Source organism: Methanosarcina sp. (genome assembly GCF_028693135.1).
Lineage (GTDB): Archaea > Halobacteriota > Methanosarcinia > Methanosarcinales > Methanosarcinaceae > Methanosarcina.
Genome location: NZ_JAQUVZ010000045.1, coordinates 14,591 through 29,149, shown reverse-complemented (window position 1 = coordinate 29,149; position 14,559 = coordinate 14,591). Strand labels below are relative to the sequence as shown.

The following is a 14,559-nucleotide window of genomic DNA, read 5'->3' as shown; positions in this document are numbered from 1 at the left end:
CCAACAACCCCTCCTGGGGAGCAGAAGTTGCACACGCCCAGAAAACCATCATGGAAGAATACCACGATGAATACGGCATAAAGTGCGCACTCCGCCACACAATCGGTGACATCCGTGAGAACAGAGACTTCCTCCAGCTCAGAGGCGACAAGTACTCAGTCTTCCTCGAAGCCTTCGAAGAATGTGCCAAGTCCGGTGCAGACCTGCTTTCCGTAGAGAGCATGGGTGGTAAGGAAGTATTCGACCACGCCGTGCTCAGGAACGACATCGCTGGTATGCTCTATGGTATCGGCTGTCTCGGCTCCATTGATATGGAAATGATCTGGACCGACATTGCAGCAATTGCAAAGAAGACCGGCACTGTTGCAGCCGGTGACACCGACTGCGCCCAGGCAAACACCGCAATGTTCATTGCAGGCGGTCTGCTTGACAAGAACCTCGCCCACACCCTCGCAATCCTCGCAAGGGCAATTTCCGCCCCAAGGTCCCTCGTCGCATACGAAAGCGGTGCAGTTGGCCCCGGAAAGGACTGTGGATACGAAAACGTCGTCATCAAAGCCATCACCGGTATGCCAATGGCCCAGGAAGGTAAGACCTCCACCTGCGCCCACTCTGACTTAGTTGGTAACCTCATTATGCAGTGCTGTGACTGCTGGTCAAACGAGTCTGTCGAATACCACGGTGAATTCGGTGGTACCACTGTTCAGTGCTGGTCCGAGTCCCTTGCATACGACTGCGCCCTCATGAACACCGCTCTTGAAACCAAGAACGAAAAAGTTCTCAGGGACCTATTCATGCTCTCCGACAGATACAGAGACCCCCAGGGATATGTCCTCGCCTATGACAACGCATACAAGATCGGGCAGGCAATTGTCAAGGACGGAGACAACATCTACCTCAGAGCAAAGAACGCTGCAATCGCATGCTGCGACATCGTCAGCGAAGGAGCTGCAGGCAAGCTCGAGCTCTCAAGGTTCGAAACCAAAGCCCTCGCAGACGCAAAGGCATCCCTGGACTCCCTTACGGACGACATGGACAAGTTCATGGACGACTGCCTCACAAAGTACAAGAGTGAAGTTAAAGTCTTCCTTCCGGAGAACTACGGCTTCTAAGCCGAAATCTCCGTTCTCTTTTTCATTTTTTCTTTTTTCATTAACTTTACGTACTGCACTTTATCCTAACTTTTTTAGTTCAGAATATCTACTGTTGTACAGACAATGAAATAAAAGACCACTAATTTAAAAAAGTTAAGAGAGAAGAATATAAACTCTGAGATGTGAAATTTGTCTGTAACTTCAAAGCCACCGAGTCCACAATATTAGATTAAATCTACAATATTAGATCCACCTTCAGGCCGTCAGATTAACTACTTTTTCTATCCTGGAAACCATAGACTTTTCAGCCCTTATGTACATGTAGGCAGGAAGCCCTGACCTCGAAAAGTTCTGGAAAAAGCGCATTGTGGTGTGGTTAAGTCTGGGAAACTCCCTTAACCTCTCCCTTGCAAAGAACCCGACAGCCCGGTCAAAAGTCCGAGCATTTGTGGAGAAGTCCATTTCTTTTCTGTCCTGCCTGTCCAGGGAAAATACAAGTTCGACCCATGCATTGAGTTCTTTTGTCATGTGCTCCCAGGTTTCCCCTTCAACCACCATATGGGATCTACCCCTTTTGATATTATCAAAAAACTCCCGGAAGGTATCTCCTTTTGCCAGGGTATAGACTGACCCCATTCCTCCCGCATGGCTGTCCGTGGTAGCTACAAGCCCCTTTCCGTATTTCCTGGCAAGTGCGACTGTGATCAGATTTTTTTCCATTACGTCCTGAATGTTGTACTCGACCACAGGAAACTGCTTTATGAGCTCGGACACGGCAAGAAGGTTTGGTTTATCCCCCAGGGCAAACCAGAAGGGGTGATTGTACACGTGAGGGAGGTCATGGGTTCTTAGATAGCGGATAAAGCTTTTGAAGTCATGTTCCTGGTTTGCAATCGCCTCAAGTTCTCCGAACTCTTCTGAATCAAGTTCAAAAACATTAACGTGGAGGGTATGCCCTATATTTTCAGAATCTTTGATTGCAATCTCAACCCCTGGAATGAGCCCCTCTCTGTCCCAACCAAGCAGGTCATATGCTTCGACTGTATCATGGTCGGTAAAGGTCACATAATCAAGCCCTTTAGCCTTTGCTTTTTCAAAAAGAACCGCAGGATGCATTGCTCTCGCGGGAGGGACATCGTAGGAACAGGAGGAGTGCACGTGCAGATCCATCTTTTTCCATCCCTCCTGAAGCAAAGTTTCTGCAAGCTCAGAACTTACCGTTGTTCTGTAATTATTTCCGGGTTTTCTTCGCATAAACACGCACTACCATTTTATTCAGATATTCTTTCGGTGCGAAATATTCAAAAAATTCTTATTCAGTGAAAAGAAGACAGGAGAGATATAAATATATTTCGCTGGAAAATATGTTTTTATATACAAGTATATATATAAATTAGTTGAAAATAAAGTAATTATTCACAGGAATAAATATAATGGATACAAAAAGGAAGAATAGTAACTGAGAAGGAAAAAAGCAGAAAGAAAAGAAGAATAAAGCAGAAAGAAGAAGGAAAAGAACAAAAGGATAGATCTTGAAGGCACTATCGGTTGGTTTTTCATGAATATAACAAATAAAAATGTTAAAAGAAATTTAAAAGCATATAAAACCTTCTTTTTGTAAAAAACCCAATTTAAAGGAAGAAAAATATGACATAAGATATCCGGAGATGGAATGCATGGATAGATAATAAGTATAGTTTTCTAAAAATAATAACCATACCTCAGAGGATTATTACATAGAAAAAAGAAAAAGTATATATACAGATAATGAGTACCTTTTAACTAGTAGCGTGGGATCAAAAAAAGAACGAGCGAAATATACGAACAGACCAAAAAGCATACGAACAGACCAAAAAGCATCCATCAGTCAGGAGCTAATTAAAATCTCCCTCCCATGTTACATCCTTTTAAATGGATTTTACCTCAACTCTCTTCTTTTTAATTTGTAGTCATGTAGATCTTTTTTGAAACTGTTGTAACTCTGCAGCAAGGGTTTAACTTAAGAAAGATAGTTATTGTTACAGATAACGACAGGGAAGAGCGATAGGAATGTCAACTACCCCTGAGCTAAAGACTCAGAGGTTTCCTGCTGAGGGTTTATGAAAATCTTGCTGTTCATGTGTGGAGAAGGGCTGGGACACACGAGCCGCTGCCTTGCCCTCGGGAAAGAGTTCCTGGCTGCGGGGCATGAGACACATTTCGGAGCTTACGGATACTCAAAAGAGCTGGTCGAAAAAACAGGGTACAGGGCACATGAAATTCCTCCGGAGATAACCCTTGTCGGAACTGCCGGTGCGCTTAATATAGGGAAATCCATCAAAGCCACCCTCAGGAACACTCCTCTTTCCGGATATAGAAAGCTTCTGAAACTTATAGATGAACTTGAACCGGATGTGGTGCTTTCGGACGGGTACTACCTGGGCATCCTTGCCGCAAAAGCCAGGAAAATTCCTGTCTACTTTATCGGGCACCAGTTCAATATGGTGGAATTTTTCCAGAACAGAGGGCCTTTTGTAGGGGCTGCAGGCAAACTCATCAAAAGGTTTTATCATTACATCTTCAGCAGTGTGGACGGAATCATCGTCCCGGACTACCCCCTTCCTTATTCGGTCAACCGGAGAAACTTTACGCTTACAAGGGAAATCAACGATACCATCTTTTTCAGCGGCCCCCTTATCCGATGGAGGTACCGGGAAATCGAAGCAAAGACACTTCCGCACCCTAATGTCCTCTCAACTATCGGTGCCTTCGGGTACAGAGCTGCCATATTCCGAAGCGTGCTTGAAGCTGCAAAACTGGACCCGGGAATCCACTATACTTTTATCTCGGGGCCAGGGATCGATCCGAAACAGTTCCCTGCAATCCCGGAGAACGTAGAATTTACAGGTTTTACGGAAAACCCCTTTCCTTACTTCAAAGGCTCGGACCTCGTAATCACCGCCGGCGGGCATGGGACAATCCTTGAGAGCCTGGCTTTCGGGCTTCCGGTGCTCTCTTTTCCGGACGAGAAGCACAGCGAGCAGGAAAACAATGCCACTGTGCTCGAAGAGGGAGGGTACGGGAAGAGGATGAGCTACCTGACGCGCCCTGAAGCTATCCTTGCCTGCATCCGGGAAGGTCTGGAAGACGAAGAGTACGGCAAAAAAACCCGGAGATTAAGGGAACTTGCCGAAGTGCTGGATGGGCCTGCAGCTGTCCGGAAACTTCTGGAAGAGAGAATTGGAAAAAGGTCCCTGTCAGACAGAATATAAGAATAAATAAAAAACCGGGACAAAAAAACTGAATCGAGAATAGAATAAGAAAATACAGAAAAAACGCAGGGGAAAAAATACAGGAAAAAAGGATAGGAAATACAGGAAAAAAGAATAGGAATAAACACATTCTAAAAATGAGGGATAAAGGATGAAAATAATAATTTTTATATGCGGAGAAGGACTTGGCCACACAAGCCGCTGCCTTGCCCTGGGGAAAGAAATGATGAGTGTGGGGCATGAGGTTCACTTTGGAGCATATGGATACTCGAAAGAGCTGATCGAAAAGGTAGGCTACAATGCCCATGAAATCCCATCCGAAATCAAACTTGTGGGAAAGGCAGGAACCCTGGACTTCAAAGGGTCGATCGAGGCAACCCTCAAAAGCGCCCAGCTCCTGGGAGGACCAAAAATCCTGAAGCTAACCAGAGATGTTACCCCTGAAGTGGTGGTTTCGGACAGCTATTATCTGGGAATCCTTGCCGCAAAAGCCCTCAAAATTCCAGTATACCTTATCCTCAACCAGTCAAACATGGAAGAATTCTTCAAGAGCAGGGGAGTGCCCATCAGGCTTCTCGGGGAACTCACCAAAAAGCTCTACAACCAGGTCTTTGAACTGGTGGACAGGATAATTATCCCTGACTATCCCCTCCCCTACACGGTCTGCAGGGAGAACCTGAATTTCACTCCAAAAGTCCGGGAAAAACTTTTTTACAGCGGCCCCCTGGTCCAGAAAAAGTACGAAGAAGTTGAAGAAATACCCCTTAAAAAACCCCACATCGTCTCCCTTATTGGAGGTTTCGGGTACAGGGAACCAATTTTCAGGAAAGTACTCGAAACCGCAAAGCTCGATTCCGGCATTTACTACACTCTCATTTCCGGTCCCAGCCTTGACCCTTCTAAATTTACCGACCTTCCGGAAAACGTGCAGATCCTCCAGTTCATAAAAGACCCATTCCCCTACTTCAAGAGTTCCGATGCCGTAATCGCCCCCGGAGGGCACAGCACAATTATGGAAGCTTTAAGTTTCGGAATCCCGGTCCTCTCTTTTCCGGACGAGGGACACAACGAACAGGAAAGTAACGCCGCTGTTATCGAGGAAGAGGGATACGGGAGAAGGCTCAGCTATTCCACTCCCCCTGAGGTCATTCTGGAATGCATCCGGGAAGTCCTTGAAGATGAGGAGTACAGAAACAAAACAGAGCGGCTCCGCCGGCTTGCAAAAGAACTGGATGGGCCAAAAGCAATCAGAGAAATGCTTGAAAAGGACGTGGGAGCAAAAACCCCCTGAGCCAGCCCTTCATATTGCTCTTTTGAAGCCCCGACGGCTTGAAAGATAAGCACGAAAAAAGAAACGCGAGTAAAAGATAAAAACGAGTCCGAAAAACTCAGACCGGCACCAGGCTTTTAAGGTACTCAAAAAGAGCAGCATGGTTTTCAAATACAAGGTCTGCATGCTGCAGCCTTTCGGGTCCGAGGGTGCTTGCGACCGCTACACAGTAGAGCCCTGCGGCTTTTGCAGCTTCAATTCCCATAGGGGCATTTTCCACAACCAGGCACTCGTCCTCCGGCAGGGAGAGTTTTTCAACTCCCTTCAGGTAAGGCTCAGGAGACGGTTTTCCGTTCTCGACGTCCGAACCCGTGACAACGACTTCGAATATGTCAGAAAAGAAGTTTTCAATTACAGTTCCCACCACCAGACGGCTAGACCCCGAGACCAGGGCGAGATGGAAGCTTTTTTTCAGTTCTTTCAGGCAGCCAACCATGCCTTCAAAAGGTTTTAGCAGGCCAAGGTCCAGAATTTCCTGCTTTCTTCGGGAAATAGACTCGAAATCCTCAGTCTCGGGGGTTTTTCCTACCTTTTCAAAGATTTTTGTGACAATTCCCCGGTTATTTCCACCTTCGATTTCATATATATCTTCCCTTTTTATGGAAATCCCTGCTTCTCTGAAAGCTTCAGCCCAGGCGTCGGCATGAAAACGCATGGAGTCCACAAGGACGCCGTCCACATCGAAAATAATTGCTTTGAACATCTGTCCTGAAAATCGCCGTAATCTATGATAAAGCTTGTGAAAGTACTTGCTAAATAAAAATTCTATATAGAAAGGCCCACATGGGTCAGGCCAGATGAATCATGCTACCTTTCGCCCCTCCGACTCTTCGTGAGAGCCCTTTCAGGAGAATGCCCATCATTTCAGATATTTATCGTAAAGATATCCGCCCAGCCAGTATCCCAGGAAAGCAAATATAAGAGTCCCGGGAGCGTAAATAGGGTATCCTGGACCTTCAAAGCGGTATACCAGATTAAAAAAAACAAGGTAGAGGACCAGAAAAACTAAAAATCCCCCAATTTCGATCTGCTTTTTAGTCAGGTTCAAACTTACCAGCACCTCCCTTTTACAGGACCTAAAAATGATCCGAAACTCTGATTTTCCTGTATCTGTACTGGTATTTCAGAAGTTTCTTCTCTTACTTTTTCTATTGCTCCGTTTCCTTTCCGGCCTCTCCTTCCTTCTTGAAGTCAAGGGAAACGGCATTGATGCAGAAGCGTTTTCCCGTAGGTTTCGGCCCGTCATCAAAGACATGACCCAGGTGCCCTCCACAGCGAGCGCAGACAACTTCAACCCTGTTCATGAAAAGGCTGTTATCCTCCTTGAGACTGACACTATCGCTGGAAATCACATCAGAAAAACTGGGCCAGCCAGTCCCGGACTCAAACTTGGTATTGGAAGAAAAGAGTTCCTGCCCGCAGGCGGCACAGGTATAGACGCCTTTTTCCTTGTTATAATACAGCTCACCAGAAAATGGCCTCTCGGTGCCTTTTTGTCTCAAAACATGATATTTCTCAGGAGTGAGAACCTTCTTCCACTCTTCTTCAGATTTCTCGATTTTATCTTGCGCCAATTACAAACCCCCTTTATGCATATAACTCAATTATGCCGGAAACATTATTATCCTTCGGTTCAGGGGAAAATCCTGAATTCTCCTATTTCGTATTAAATAATTTTGGCGGAAAAATTGTTGGCCATATCCTCTTTTTCCCGATAAGAATCAAATCAGAGGAAGGAAAAGAAAAAGAGACTATTTCACTTGCCCCCCTAGCAGTTAGGCCTGAATTCCAGAAACCGGGCATTGGGGGAGAACTGAAAAAAGAAGGGCTCAAGGTTTGCAGAGAGCTAGGATATGACTCTGTAGCACTCTTCGGGCATCCCGAGTATTATCCAAGATTTGGGTTTAAGCAAGCTTCAACCTGGAGCATAAAAGATCCTTTCGGCGCGCCGGATGAAGCGTTTATGGCACTGGAATTAAAGAAGGGAGCTCTTGAAGGTGCCGGCGGGGTTGTTGAGTATCCTGAAGAATTCAATAGCTTATGAGTTCAAAATCTAAAAAAAAGAAAAAAGTTTAGAGCTTCTTCCCGATTTCTTTTGCGTTTTCGAGCACTTCGAACTGATGAGAAATGTCATCGGGATTTACTGTTCCCGACGCCCAAATGCTTTCCTCGACATCGAAACCCAGGTAGCTGAAAAGACCTTCCATGTACTTGAAATAATGGTTAAAGTTGTTGGGGTTAGAGTTCCCGTAGGTGTAGGCAAGTACGATTTTTGTTGTCCCTTTCAGGAGTGGGGTGAATTCGGGCTTTGCACAGGGCTGCCAGCAGGTTAAAGCTATCAAGCGGTCAATAAATGCTTTTGTCTGTGTTGTGATTTCCCACATGTAGATCGGGGAGCCTATAACGAGGGCATCGGCAGATAGGAGTTCCTTATAAAGTTCCTGCATATCGTCGTCAATGACGCATTTTCCTTCGGATCTGCAGGACATGCAGCCATTGCAGGGTTTAATGTCCATTTTAGAGAGATGGTAAACTTTTGTATCTGCCCCGTTTTCGGCAGCACCTTCAAGGATTGCATTCACGAGGGTGGCAGTATTTCCGTGTTCGCGCGGGCTTCCTATCAATCCGAGTACATTCATGTGACTATCCTTCCTGGGAATATAACATTTCGTCCTGAAAATTAAATCTATTGCTAAAGAAATAAGCAGGAAGCTAATTAAGTGTTCTTCTTTGGAAAAGTAGCCCGAAAAATTGTCAGAAACCACGAAACTAAAAAATAATGGAAAACAGGAAAAAAGCGAGAAAAAAGTAGAAAAAAAGGTTGGGAGCCGGAAAAATCCCACGGCTTATAAAAAATTGTTGTTTTCGATTGCTTTTCGGTTTAAAGCCCTTTTCCTATTTCTTTTGCCTTTGCAAGGACATCCGGCTGCTGAAGGATGTCATCAGGAATGTAAGTGCCGGCTGCGACTATGCTACTCTGGACATCAAACTGCATAAAGGAGAAAAGGCCTTCCATGTAATCGAAATACTGTTTGAAGGTATTCAGATTGGGGTTGCCCTGGGTAAAGGCTAGGACGAGCTTCTTTGGCATGTTGAGGCGAGTAGAAAAGTCCGGGTTAAGAAAGGCGACCAGGCGGTCTATAAAGAGTTTGGTCTGGGCTGTGACTTCCCACATGTAGATAGGAGAGCCGAGCACGACAGCATCAGCAGCCTGAATTTCGTCATAAAGCTGCTGCATGTCGTCGTCAACCACGCACTTACCATCGATTTTGCAGGTCATACAGCCTTTGCAGGGGTTGATGTCCAGTACGGAAAGATTGTAGACTTTTGTCTCTGCGCCGTTTTCTGCAGCTCCTTCAAGAATTGCGTTTACAAGTTTTGTAGTGTTTCCATCCACTCTGGGACTTCCGATTAATCCTAAAACTTTCATCTGAAATATTCCTCCGAAAAAGAAAATAAAAAGTGATAAAGTAAATGAGCCGAAAGAGGTATAAAAGTTCCCTCTGAAAATCTACTTTCGGCCGCCTTTACGGCATAAAAAAATAGAAAAATTTTAGAGATACGGAAAAATTTAGAGAGACGGTGTCAGGCTTGATTCAGCTCTTCTGTACTCCAGCCCCTGCAAATGCGAACCCGAGACAAATTTCCCGATGTTCTTTGCTTTCTCCAGCAAATGGGGCCTGAATTCAACTTCAAGCTTATCCGTACCTGCTGCAACGATTGTATTCAAAACATCAAAGCCCAGATAGTAAAGAAGGCCTTCTGTGTAATCGAAATACGGTTTAAAGGCATCCCTGTCCGAAATTCCCTGAGTAAAGACAAGAATTAGTTTTTTGTTGTCAAGCCTGCTCGAAAAATCCGGCCTTAAGAAAGCTGTCATGCGGTCAATAAGGAGTTTTGTCTGGGCTGTCATCTGCCACATATATACAGGAGAACCAAGCACGACAACATCTGCTGAATTAATTTCTCTATAAATTTTCTGCATATCATCATCTATAACACAGCAACCGTTCTCCCGGCACCTACCACAGGCATTGCAGCCTTTGATGTCAAGAGAGGCAAGGTTATAGACTACAGTTTCTGCCCCCTTTTCCGCAGCTCCCTCAAGAACTGCATTAACAAGTTTTGAGGTATTACCATCGACTTTAGGACTACCTACCAATCCAAGAACTTTAATGCTAGAACCCCCATTCAAATTTTAAATACAGAATATAAAAAATTTTACGCAAAAGTATAAATGACTGGACAGAATAAAAACATTTCTCTTATAGAAAAAAATTATTCAGTTTGAATATAAACATCTGGGATAAAAAAAAGAAAAACAGAAAACAGAAAACAGAAAACAGAAAAAAACAGAAAAAGAAAAAAAGAGAAAACAGAAAATAATTCTGCTGGTTTAGTTTTACCGTTTTGGTCGATTAACCTGGTTCTGCGGGTTACTTTTTAATTATCAGGAACGCGCCAAAAAGTGCTATAATGAAAAGCAACCCCGTGAAGAATGTTGAATAACCTGATTTTGGAGCATCTTCACCTCCCTCTTCGCCTGCTTGAGAGAAAGGCTCCTGTATGTCAGAACTTTCTTTCACTCCCTTTGAATCATCTTCCGAATTTTCGGATTCGGTGGAATTTTCGGATTCTGTGGAATTATCAGATTCTGTGGAATTATCAGAGGATGCAGAATCTTTATTCACGATCCTGGCCTCACCTGTCCCATCGCCGTTGCCAGAACTCGAATCCCCTTCTGTAGAGGAAACAGAACCTTTGAGATCAACTTCAGTTATCGATCCCGAGGTGTTGTTTTTAATTGCTTCGATTTCAGAGGCAGAGATATTAAAACTGGCTATATTTCCATTGACGTAGAACTCCACCTCTCCGATATTGGTATAGTTTTCAGGAGGGAGATTCAGGCTCAGGCTGTATTTACCTTCCTCTCCTACAATACTTTTTGCAATTAGCTTTCCTTCATAATATGCCAGAATCTCAGAGCCCTCTGAGACAGGCTCTCCATTTATATCCAGCCCCCCGTGCAGGATGAGAGGCAGATCAGGCACATCTTCAATCGAATCATTTTCTTCGGATAAGGCAGACACACTTAACACTGCAAACACAGACAGTATCATCAGGCTTAAAGTAAGCACTCCGAACTTTCGGTACTTAATCAAAACTACTTCCCCCAACTTCATTTAAGTTAATATAAAGCTCATAAAACCACTATCCTGATTTAATTCCTGCTTTATCCAGACAACAGCTGTATAACCTGCAGGTTCCTCGTCAGAAAGGGTTTTTAGTTACAGGTTTTTGTTTCCATTTGTTCAGACAGGATTTACCCATCAACAAAACTAACAAACACTTGTTTGAAAATATTTCCTGCCCAGAAATGTATTAGGGCAAAAGTTATTGGAATATAATATTATTAGATATTATATATAGCAGTGTATTTAAAAATATAAATTATCTTATAATAATTGAGGAATAATCTGATAATAATCTGCTCCGCCTTCATACCCATATCAACCGAAATTGACCCCAGGAATTTAGAACACTGTTTTAACACTCTGCACACAAGTTCAAGTGTAACACGATGAAACAATGCAACTCCCTGCAGCCATGTAAATGGAGGGAATGAGGAGAATACAAAAAAGGTTTTTTGTTATTGTGTATGGATATCCTCATAAAAACCAACGCGGTCTTGAATTGAAAATCATCTTATCATAGAGAATGAAGAAAAGCCAATAAAAGAAACTAAAGAAGAAAAAGGGCTGAAAAAGGGAAAAAGAAGAAAAAAGGTTGAAAAAGGGAAAAAGAAGAAAAAGGGTTGAAAAGGGGTTGAAAAAGGGAAAAAGAGAACAAAAGAGGGAGTAAAAGAAAAAATTCTCTTTACCCTTTTTTCACATTTTCTTCTTCATTTTTTCTCTGTTTTCTTTACTAGCCTTCCATTTTCCTGATTTTGTATCACTTTTTCTTCGCCTTAAGAAAAGCAAATGCGCAAAGCCCTGCAAGTAATACAGAGAGGGTTTCAAACCCTGGTAGTACTGACTTCTTTTCTGTCTTCACAGGCAGGTCTTTGTATGTATCATACCTGGAAATTGAAACTCCCATAAAAGCTGAATCATTGGCGTAATATTTTGCCAGGGTAGCAAAAAGGCTCTGTATTGAAAACTTATCTTCAAAACCTTCTTTTACGGAAATTTCAATTATTCCTTTTGAGTTCACACCTCTTATTTCACCCATCTCGAGTGCAACAGCATCAACAATGCCCGATTCAGATTTGAGGTTTTTCTTCTCACGGTCATAAGCCCTGACAACAAAGAAGTCTACCAGAGGAGCAATTTTTCCAACGTTTGAGGCATTATAACCAGGAGGAATACTTGCTGAAATGGACACGTCTTCTCCGGCACTCTCCCGGGCAGCCTCAAAAAGGGTTACATAGTCTATACAATCCTCTTCAGAAGCGGAATCCTGAGAAGTATTCATGTAGATGTTGATCCCATCAAAAGGTGCAAGCGACTTTTCGTTATAGCCAAGGATGGCATCCAGGTAAGCCTGGGAAGTGTTCATAGCTCCGTCTTCAGTGCAGTTGAGTTCTTCAAAAAGCACTGCATGCACCTTCATTCCGTCCTCATGAGCCATTTTTACAAAACGCTCATACTGCCAGACATCTTTACCGTTCATGCTCAGGAAGAGAGTATCGATTCTTGAGGACTCAAGATTCTCTATAAGTACAGGGTAATCAAGCTCGTATGGAGAAGAGAGCTTAACTCCGGAAACATCGACACTGTAACCTGGGAACATGGGTTCTGGGTTTTTAGTCTCATTCCCACTCTGGTTTTCCTGTATCTGCACTGGTACTTCAGAGGTTTCTTCAGTAACTGAAACCTCAGTCTCAGGAGTGGTTTCAGATACGGAAATGTTATTTTCGGTGGAGGTTTCAGTGGAGGTTCCAGCGGAGGTTTCGGTTTCTATCTGATCCGAAGCGAACCTGACAGTTGGCTCGGATTCTACAAATTTGCGGACAAAAACATAGTCTACAGCCATATAGCCCGTGTTCTTAGAGGCATCAGAGTAAGAAGCGGCATAAAGATAAACATGCATCGGAAGGTTTGTAACATAATCATTTGAAGCGTAGTCCATCCTTGTATCCCGAACTCCGTTCTGATACCAGGCTATCTTACGAGTATCATTTTCGTCGTACCAGGCGATTCCCGACGTATACCATTCCCCTTCAGGAACGCGGACATTGGTCCGATCAAAAGATTTAAACCTTTCTTTCCTGTAAGAAGTCTCCCAGCCCACACGGCTCTCGTTGGCAAATTCGGTCTCGTGCTTAATCTCGTTTTTCCTGTTGTTTATCTGATCTATGAAACCCTGTCTCAGCAGAGGACCTCTCTCATCGGTTCCTGTGGTAACTTTCATTCTTTTAACCACGAACATGGAATTGATGTCAAAACTCTTTTTGCTGTAGATCAGGGAGGAATCATAAGCATGGACCTTGGGAGCTGACACTTTACATATGCCATTTTTGACTTCAACCAGGCCCCCACCTGCACTTTCAGCGTTCCATACAAGCCCCTGGAGTTTATCCCCCTCAAACCCATCAAAAAACTCGAAGGTTTTACCTCCGTTACTCACTGCAGTATCCGCTGGATTTCCGCACTTCATAAGAAGCGTGATGCTCTTGCTCGCAGGTAGTGCGGGAACCCTGACCCAGATAAGAGCTTCTTCAGCTTCCGAGTCCCAGGTTTCAATCCAGTAATTGAGTGTTCGTTCTCCGGAAAAGAAACGAAGGTCGGAACCATCTGTTTTTGCCTGTGAAAAATTAAAGTTAGAAGAATCCAGGTTTATAGGGACCTGATAACCCATTAGATTTTTCCCGGAATTTTCAGTAATTACGATTTCCTGGGAATAGGCATCCGTATCATTAATTGGAGATTGAGCCAATAGATCATTCGCTGTAGCCACAGTAAAACCTGTGATCAAAACCAGGAAAAAAATAGAAATAATCCCACATGTGATTAGTCTCTTTTTCATTTTTAACAGCCTCTTTTAAGTCCTTTAATTAAACACGATAAAAAAATACTAGTAAGACATTATCAAGACCATAAAAGATATTATTTATTTTACATACTTATTAACTCAAAAACAATAAACCTTTTCATAAGTACTTGCATAGAATAATAAATAAAATAATAACAGTTAAAATAATAATAATAAAAATAAAAAAGACAAGAATGATAATATCAACTCGTAGAAAAATTGAGTGAGAGAAACTAGCGAGTCCGAAACGGTAATAAAGAATCTTTACAATTACATTTTCCAATGACGCTTCTATCCAGCAATGAACTGAAAAAACTTATACAGGCAACCCCTCCTTTGCTTGAAAATGCAATTGATATCAAAACCCAGATACAGCCAAACGGGCTTGAGCTTACCCTGAAGGAGATAAAAACAATCGAAGGTGCAGGAGCTGTTGACTTTGACAACTCTGAAAGGAAAGTTCCCGAAGCAAAATCCCTGGAATTCGGGAGCGATGGGTGGATTCACCTTCCAAAGGGGATATATAAAGTACTATTTAACGAGATAGTAAATATCCCCATGAACCTGGCTGCAATTGCAAAACCGAGATCAAGCCTTATTCGCTGCGGAGCAACCCTTGAAACCGCGGTATGGGATGCGGGATACAGGGGACGCAGCGAATCTATGCTTGTAGTTTACAACTCAGCGGGCTTCCGGCTGAAGAAAAACGCCAGGATCATGCAGCTCCTTTTCTATACCCTTAACAGCGAAGTAGAAGAAGGCTATTCCGGAGTCTACCAAAACGAAAATACAAAATAAGCTTTCGGAGAAGAACAACAGTGCTTTGAAGTCCGGAGAGAGGCACCTGTAG

General features: G+C 43.5%; 14 protein-coding genes. 5 read left to right on the top strand and 9 right to left on the bottom strand.

Translation table 11 applies throughout. The features are described 5' to 3' along the window. Positions 1-1,112: methyltransferase MtaB domain-containing protein (locus PHF18_RS15000; protein ID WP_300104266.1), on the top strand; the 1,112-nt coding region annotated here is incomplete at its 5' end. A gap of 237 nt (positions 1,113-1,349) precedes the next feature. On the opposite strand, the gene PHF18_RS14995 is transcribed toward PHF18_RS15000, so the two are convergent. Continuing rightward, a complete protein-coding gene (locus PHF18_RS14995) occupies positions 1,350-2,348 on the bottom strand; it encodes a PHP domain-containing protein (RefSeq protein WP_300104264.1) in 999 nt (332 codons plus the stop codon). Between the two features lie 845 nt (positions 2,349-3,193). Between PHF18_RS14995 and PHF18_RS14990 the strand changes: the two genes are divergently transcribed. Both PHF18_RS14990 and PHF18_RS14985 read left to right on the top strand, forming a co-directional pair. Beyond that, positions 3,194-4,345 carry a UDP-N-acetylglucosamine--N-acetylmuramyl-(pentapeptide) pyrophosphoryl-undecaprenol N-acetylglucosamine transferase gene (locus tag PHF18_RS14990; protein WP_300104262.1) on the top strand — a complete coding sequence of 384 codons (1,152 nt, stop codon included), beginning with the start codon at positions 3,194-3,196 and terminating at the stop codon, positions 4,343-4,345. Between the two features lie 151 nt (positions 4,346-4,496). Next, the gene (locus tag PHF18_RS14985) at positions 4,497-5,636 is read left to right on the top strand and encodes a UDP-N-acetylglucosamine--N-acetylmuramyl-(pentapeptide) pyrophosphoryl-undecaprenol N-acetylglucosamine transferase (protein WP_300104260.1); all 1,140 of its coding nucleotides are present in this window, start codon (positions 4,497-4,499) and stop codon (positions 5,634-5,636) included. Positions 5,637-5,733: 97 nt separating this feature from the next. On the opposite strand, the gene PHF18_RS14980 is transcribed toward PHF18_RS14985, so the two are convergent. The 3 genes from PHF18_RS14980 to msrB form a co-directional block, all read right to left on the bottom strand. Further along, a complete protein-coding gene (locus PHF18_RS14980; protein WP_300104258.1) occupies positions 5,734-6,378 on the bottom strand; it encodes an HAD family phosphatase in 645 nt (214 codons plus the stop codon). A gap of 156 nt (positions 6,379-6,534) precedes the next feature. Beyond that, entirely contained in the window at positions 6,535-6,723 is a 189-nt protein-coding gene (locus PHF18_RS14975) for a hypothetical protein (RefSeq protein WP_300104257.1), read from the bottom strand. Positions 6,724-6,823: 100 nt separating this feature from the next. Continuing rightward, a complete protein-coding gene (gene msrB, locus PHF18_RS14970; protein ID WP_300104255.1) occupies positions 6,824-7,249 on the bottom strand; it encodes a peptide-methionine (R)-S-oxide reductase MsrB in 426 nt (141 codons plus the stop codon). Positions 7,250-7,281: 32 nt separating this feature from the next. On the opposite strand from msrB, the gene PHF18_RS14965 reads away from it, so the two are divergent. Then, positions 7,282-7,719: a GNAT family N-acetyltransferase gene (locus PHF18_RS14965; protein WP_300104254.1), complete on the top strand. Its 438-nt coding sequence runs from the start codon at positions 7,282-7,284 to the stop codon at positions 7,717-7,719. A gap of 28 nt (positions 7,720-7,747) precedes the next feature. On the opposite strand, the gene PHF18_RS14960 is transcribed toward PHF18_RS14965, so the two are convergent. The 5 genes from PHF18_RS14960 to PHF18_RS14940 all read right to left on the bottom strand — a co-directional run bounded on the left by PHF18_RS14960 (position 7,748) and on the right by PHF18_RS14940 (position 13,703). Further along, complete coding sequence (locus PHF18_RS14960) at positions 7,748-8,314, bottom strand: flavodoxin family protein (RefSeq protein ID WP_300104253.1); 567 nt, start codon at positions 8,312-8,314, stop codon at positions 7,748-7,750. A 242-nt stretch (positions 8,315-8,556) separates the two neighbouring features. Continuing rightward, positions 8,557-9,105: a flavodoxin family protein gene (locus tag PHF18_RS14955; RefSeq protein ID WP_300104252.1), complete on the bottom strand. Its 549-nt coding sequence runs from the start codon at positions 9,103-9,105 to the stop codon at positions 8,557-8,559. A gap of 141 nt (positions 9,106-9,246) precedes the next feature. Then, complete coding sequence (locus PHF18_RS14950; protein ID WP_300104251.1) at positions 9,247-9,870, bottom strand: flavodoxin family protein; 624 nt, start codon at positions 9,868-9,870, stop codon at positions 9,247-9,249. A gap of 241 nt (positions 9,871-10,111) precedes the next feature. Next, on the bottom strand, positions 10,112-10,837 hold the full coding sequence (locus PHF18_RS14945) for a hypothetical protein (protein WP_300104249.1): 726 nt from the start codon (positions 10,835-10,837) through the stop codon (positions 10,112-10,114). Positions 10,838-11,627: 790 nt separating this feature from the next. Then, positions 11,628-13,703 carry a DUF2341 domain-containing protein gene (locus PHF18_RS14940; protein WP_300104248.1) on the bottom strand — a complete coding sequence of 692 codons (2,076 nt, stop codon included), beginning with the start codon at positions 13,701-13,703 and terminating at the stop codon, positions 11,628-11,630. A gap of 288 nt (positions 13,704-13,991) precedes the next feature. On the opposite strand from PHF18_RS14940, the gene PHF18_RS14935 reads away from it, so the two are divergent. Continuing rightward, on the top strand, positions 13,992-14,507 hold the full coding sequence (locus PHF18_RS14935) for a deoxyuridine 5'-triphosphate nucleotidohydrolase (protein WP_300104247.1): 516 nt from the start codon (positions 13,992-13,994) through the stop codon (positions 14,505-14,507). Positions 14,508-14,559: the final 52 nt, after the last annotated feature.

Coding starts and splice junctions, on each gene's coding strand:
- PHF18_RS14940 (WP_300104248.1), bottom strand. CDS start 13,703: ATGAAAAAGAGACTAATCACATGTGGGATTATTTCTATTTTTTTCCTG.
- PHF18_RS14995 (WP_300104264.1), bottom strand. CDS start 2,348: ATGCGAAGAAAACCCGGAAATAATTACAGAACAACGGTAAGTTCTGAG.
- PHF18_RS14955 (WP_300104252.1), bottom strand. CDS start 9,105: ATGAAAGTTTTAGGATTAATCGGAAGTCCCAGAGTGGATGGAAACACT.
- PHF18_RS14960 (WP_300104253.1), bottom strand. CDS start 8,314: ATGAATGTACTCGGATTGATAGGAAGCCCGCGCGAACACGGAAATACT.
- PHF18_RS14935 (WP_300104247.1), top strand. CDS start 13,992: ATGACGCTTCTATCCAGCAATGAACTGAAAAAACTTATACAGGCAACC.
- PHF18_RS14990 (WP_300104262.1), top strand. CDS start 3,194: ATGAAAATCTTGCTGTTCATGTGTGGAGAAGGGCTGGGACACACGAGC.
- PHF18_RS14965 (WP_300104254.1), top strand. CDS start 7,282: ATGCCGGAAACATTATTATCCTTCGGTTCAGGGGAAAATCCTGAATTC.
- PHF18_RS14980 (WP_300104258.1), bottom strand. CDS start 6,378: ATGTTCAAAGCAATTATTTTCGATGTGGACGGCGTCCTTGTGGACTCC.
- PHF18_RS14985 (WP_300104260.1), top strand. CDS start 4,497: ATGAAAATAATAATTTTTATATGCGGAGAAGGACTTGGCCACACAAGC.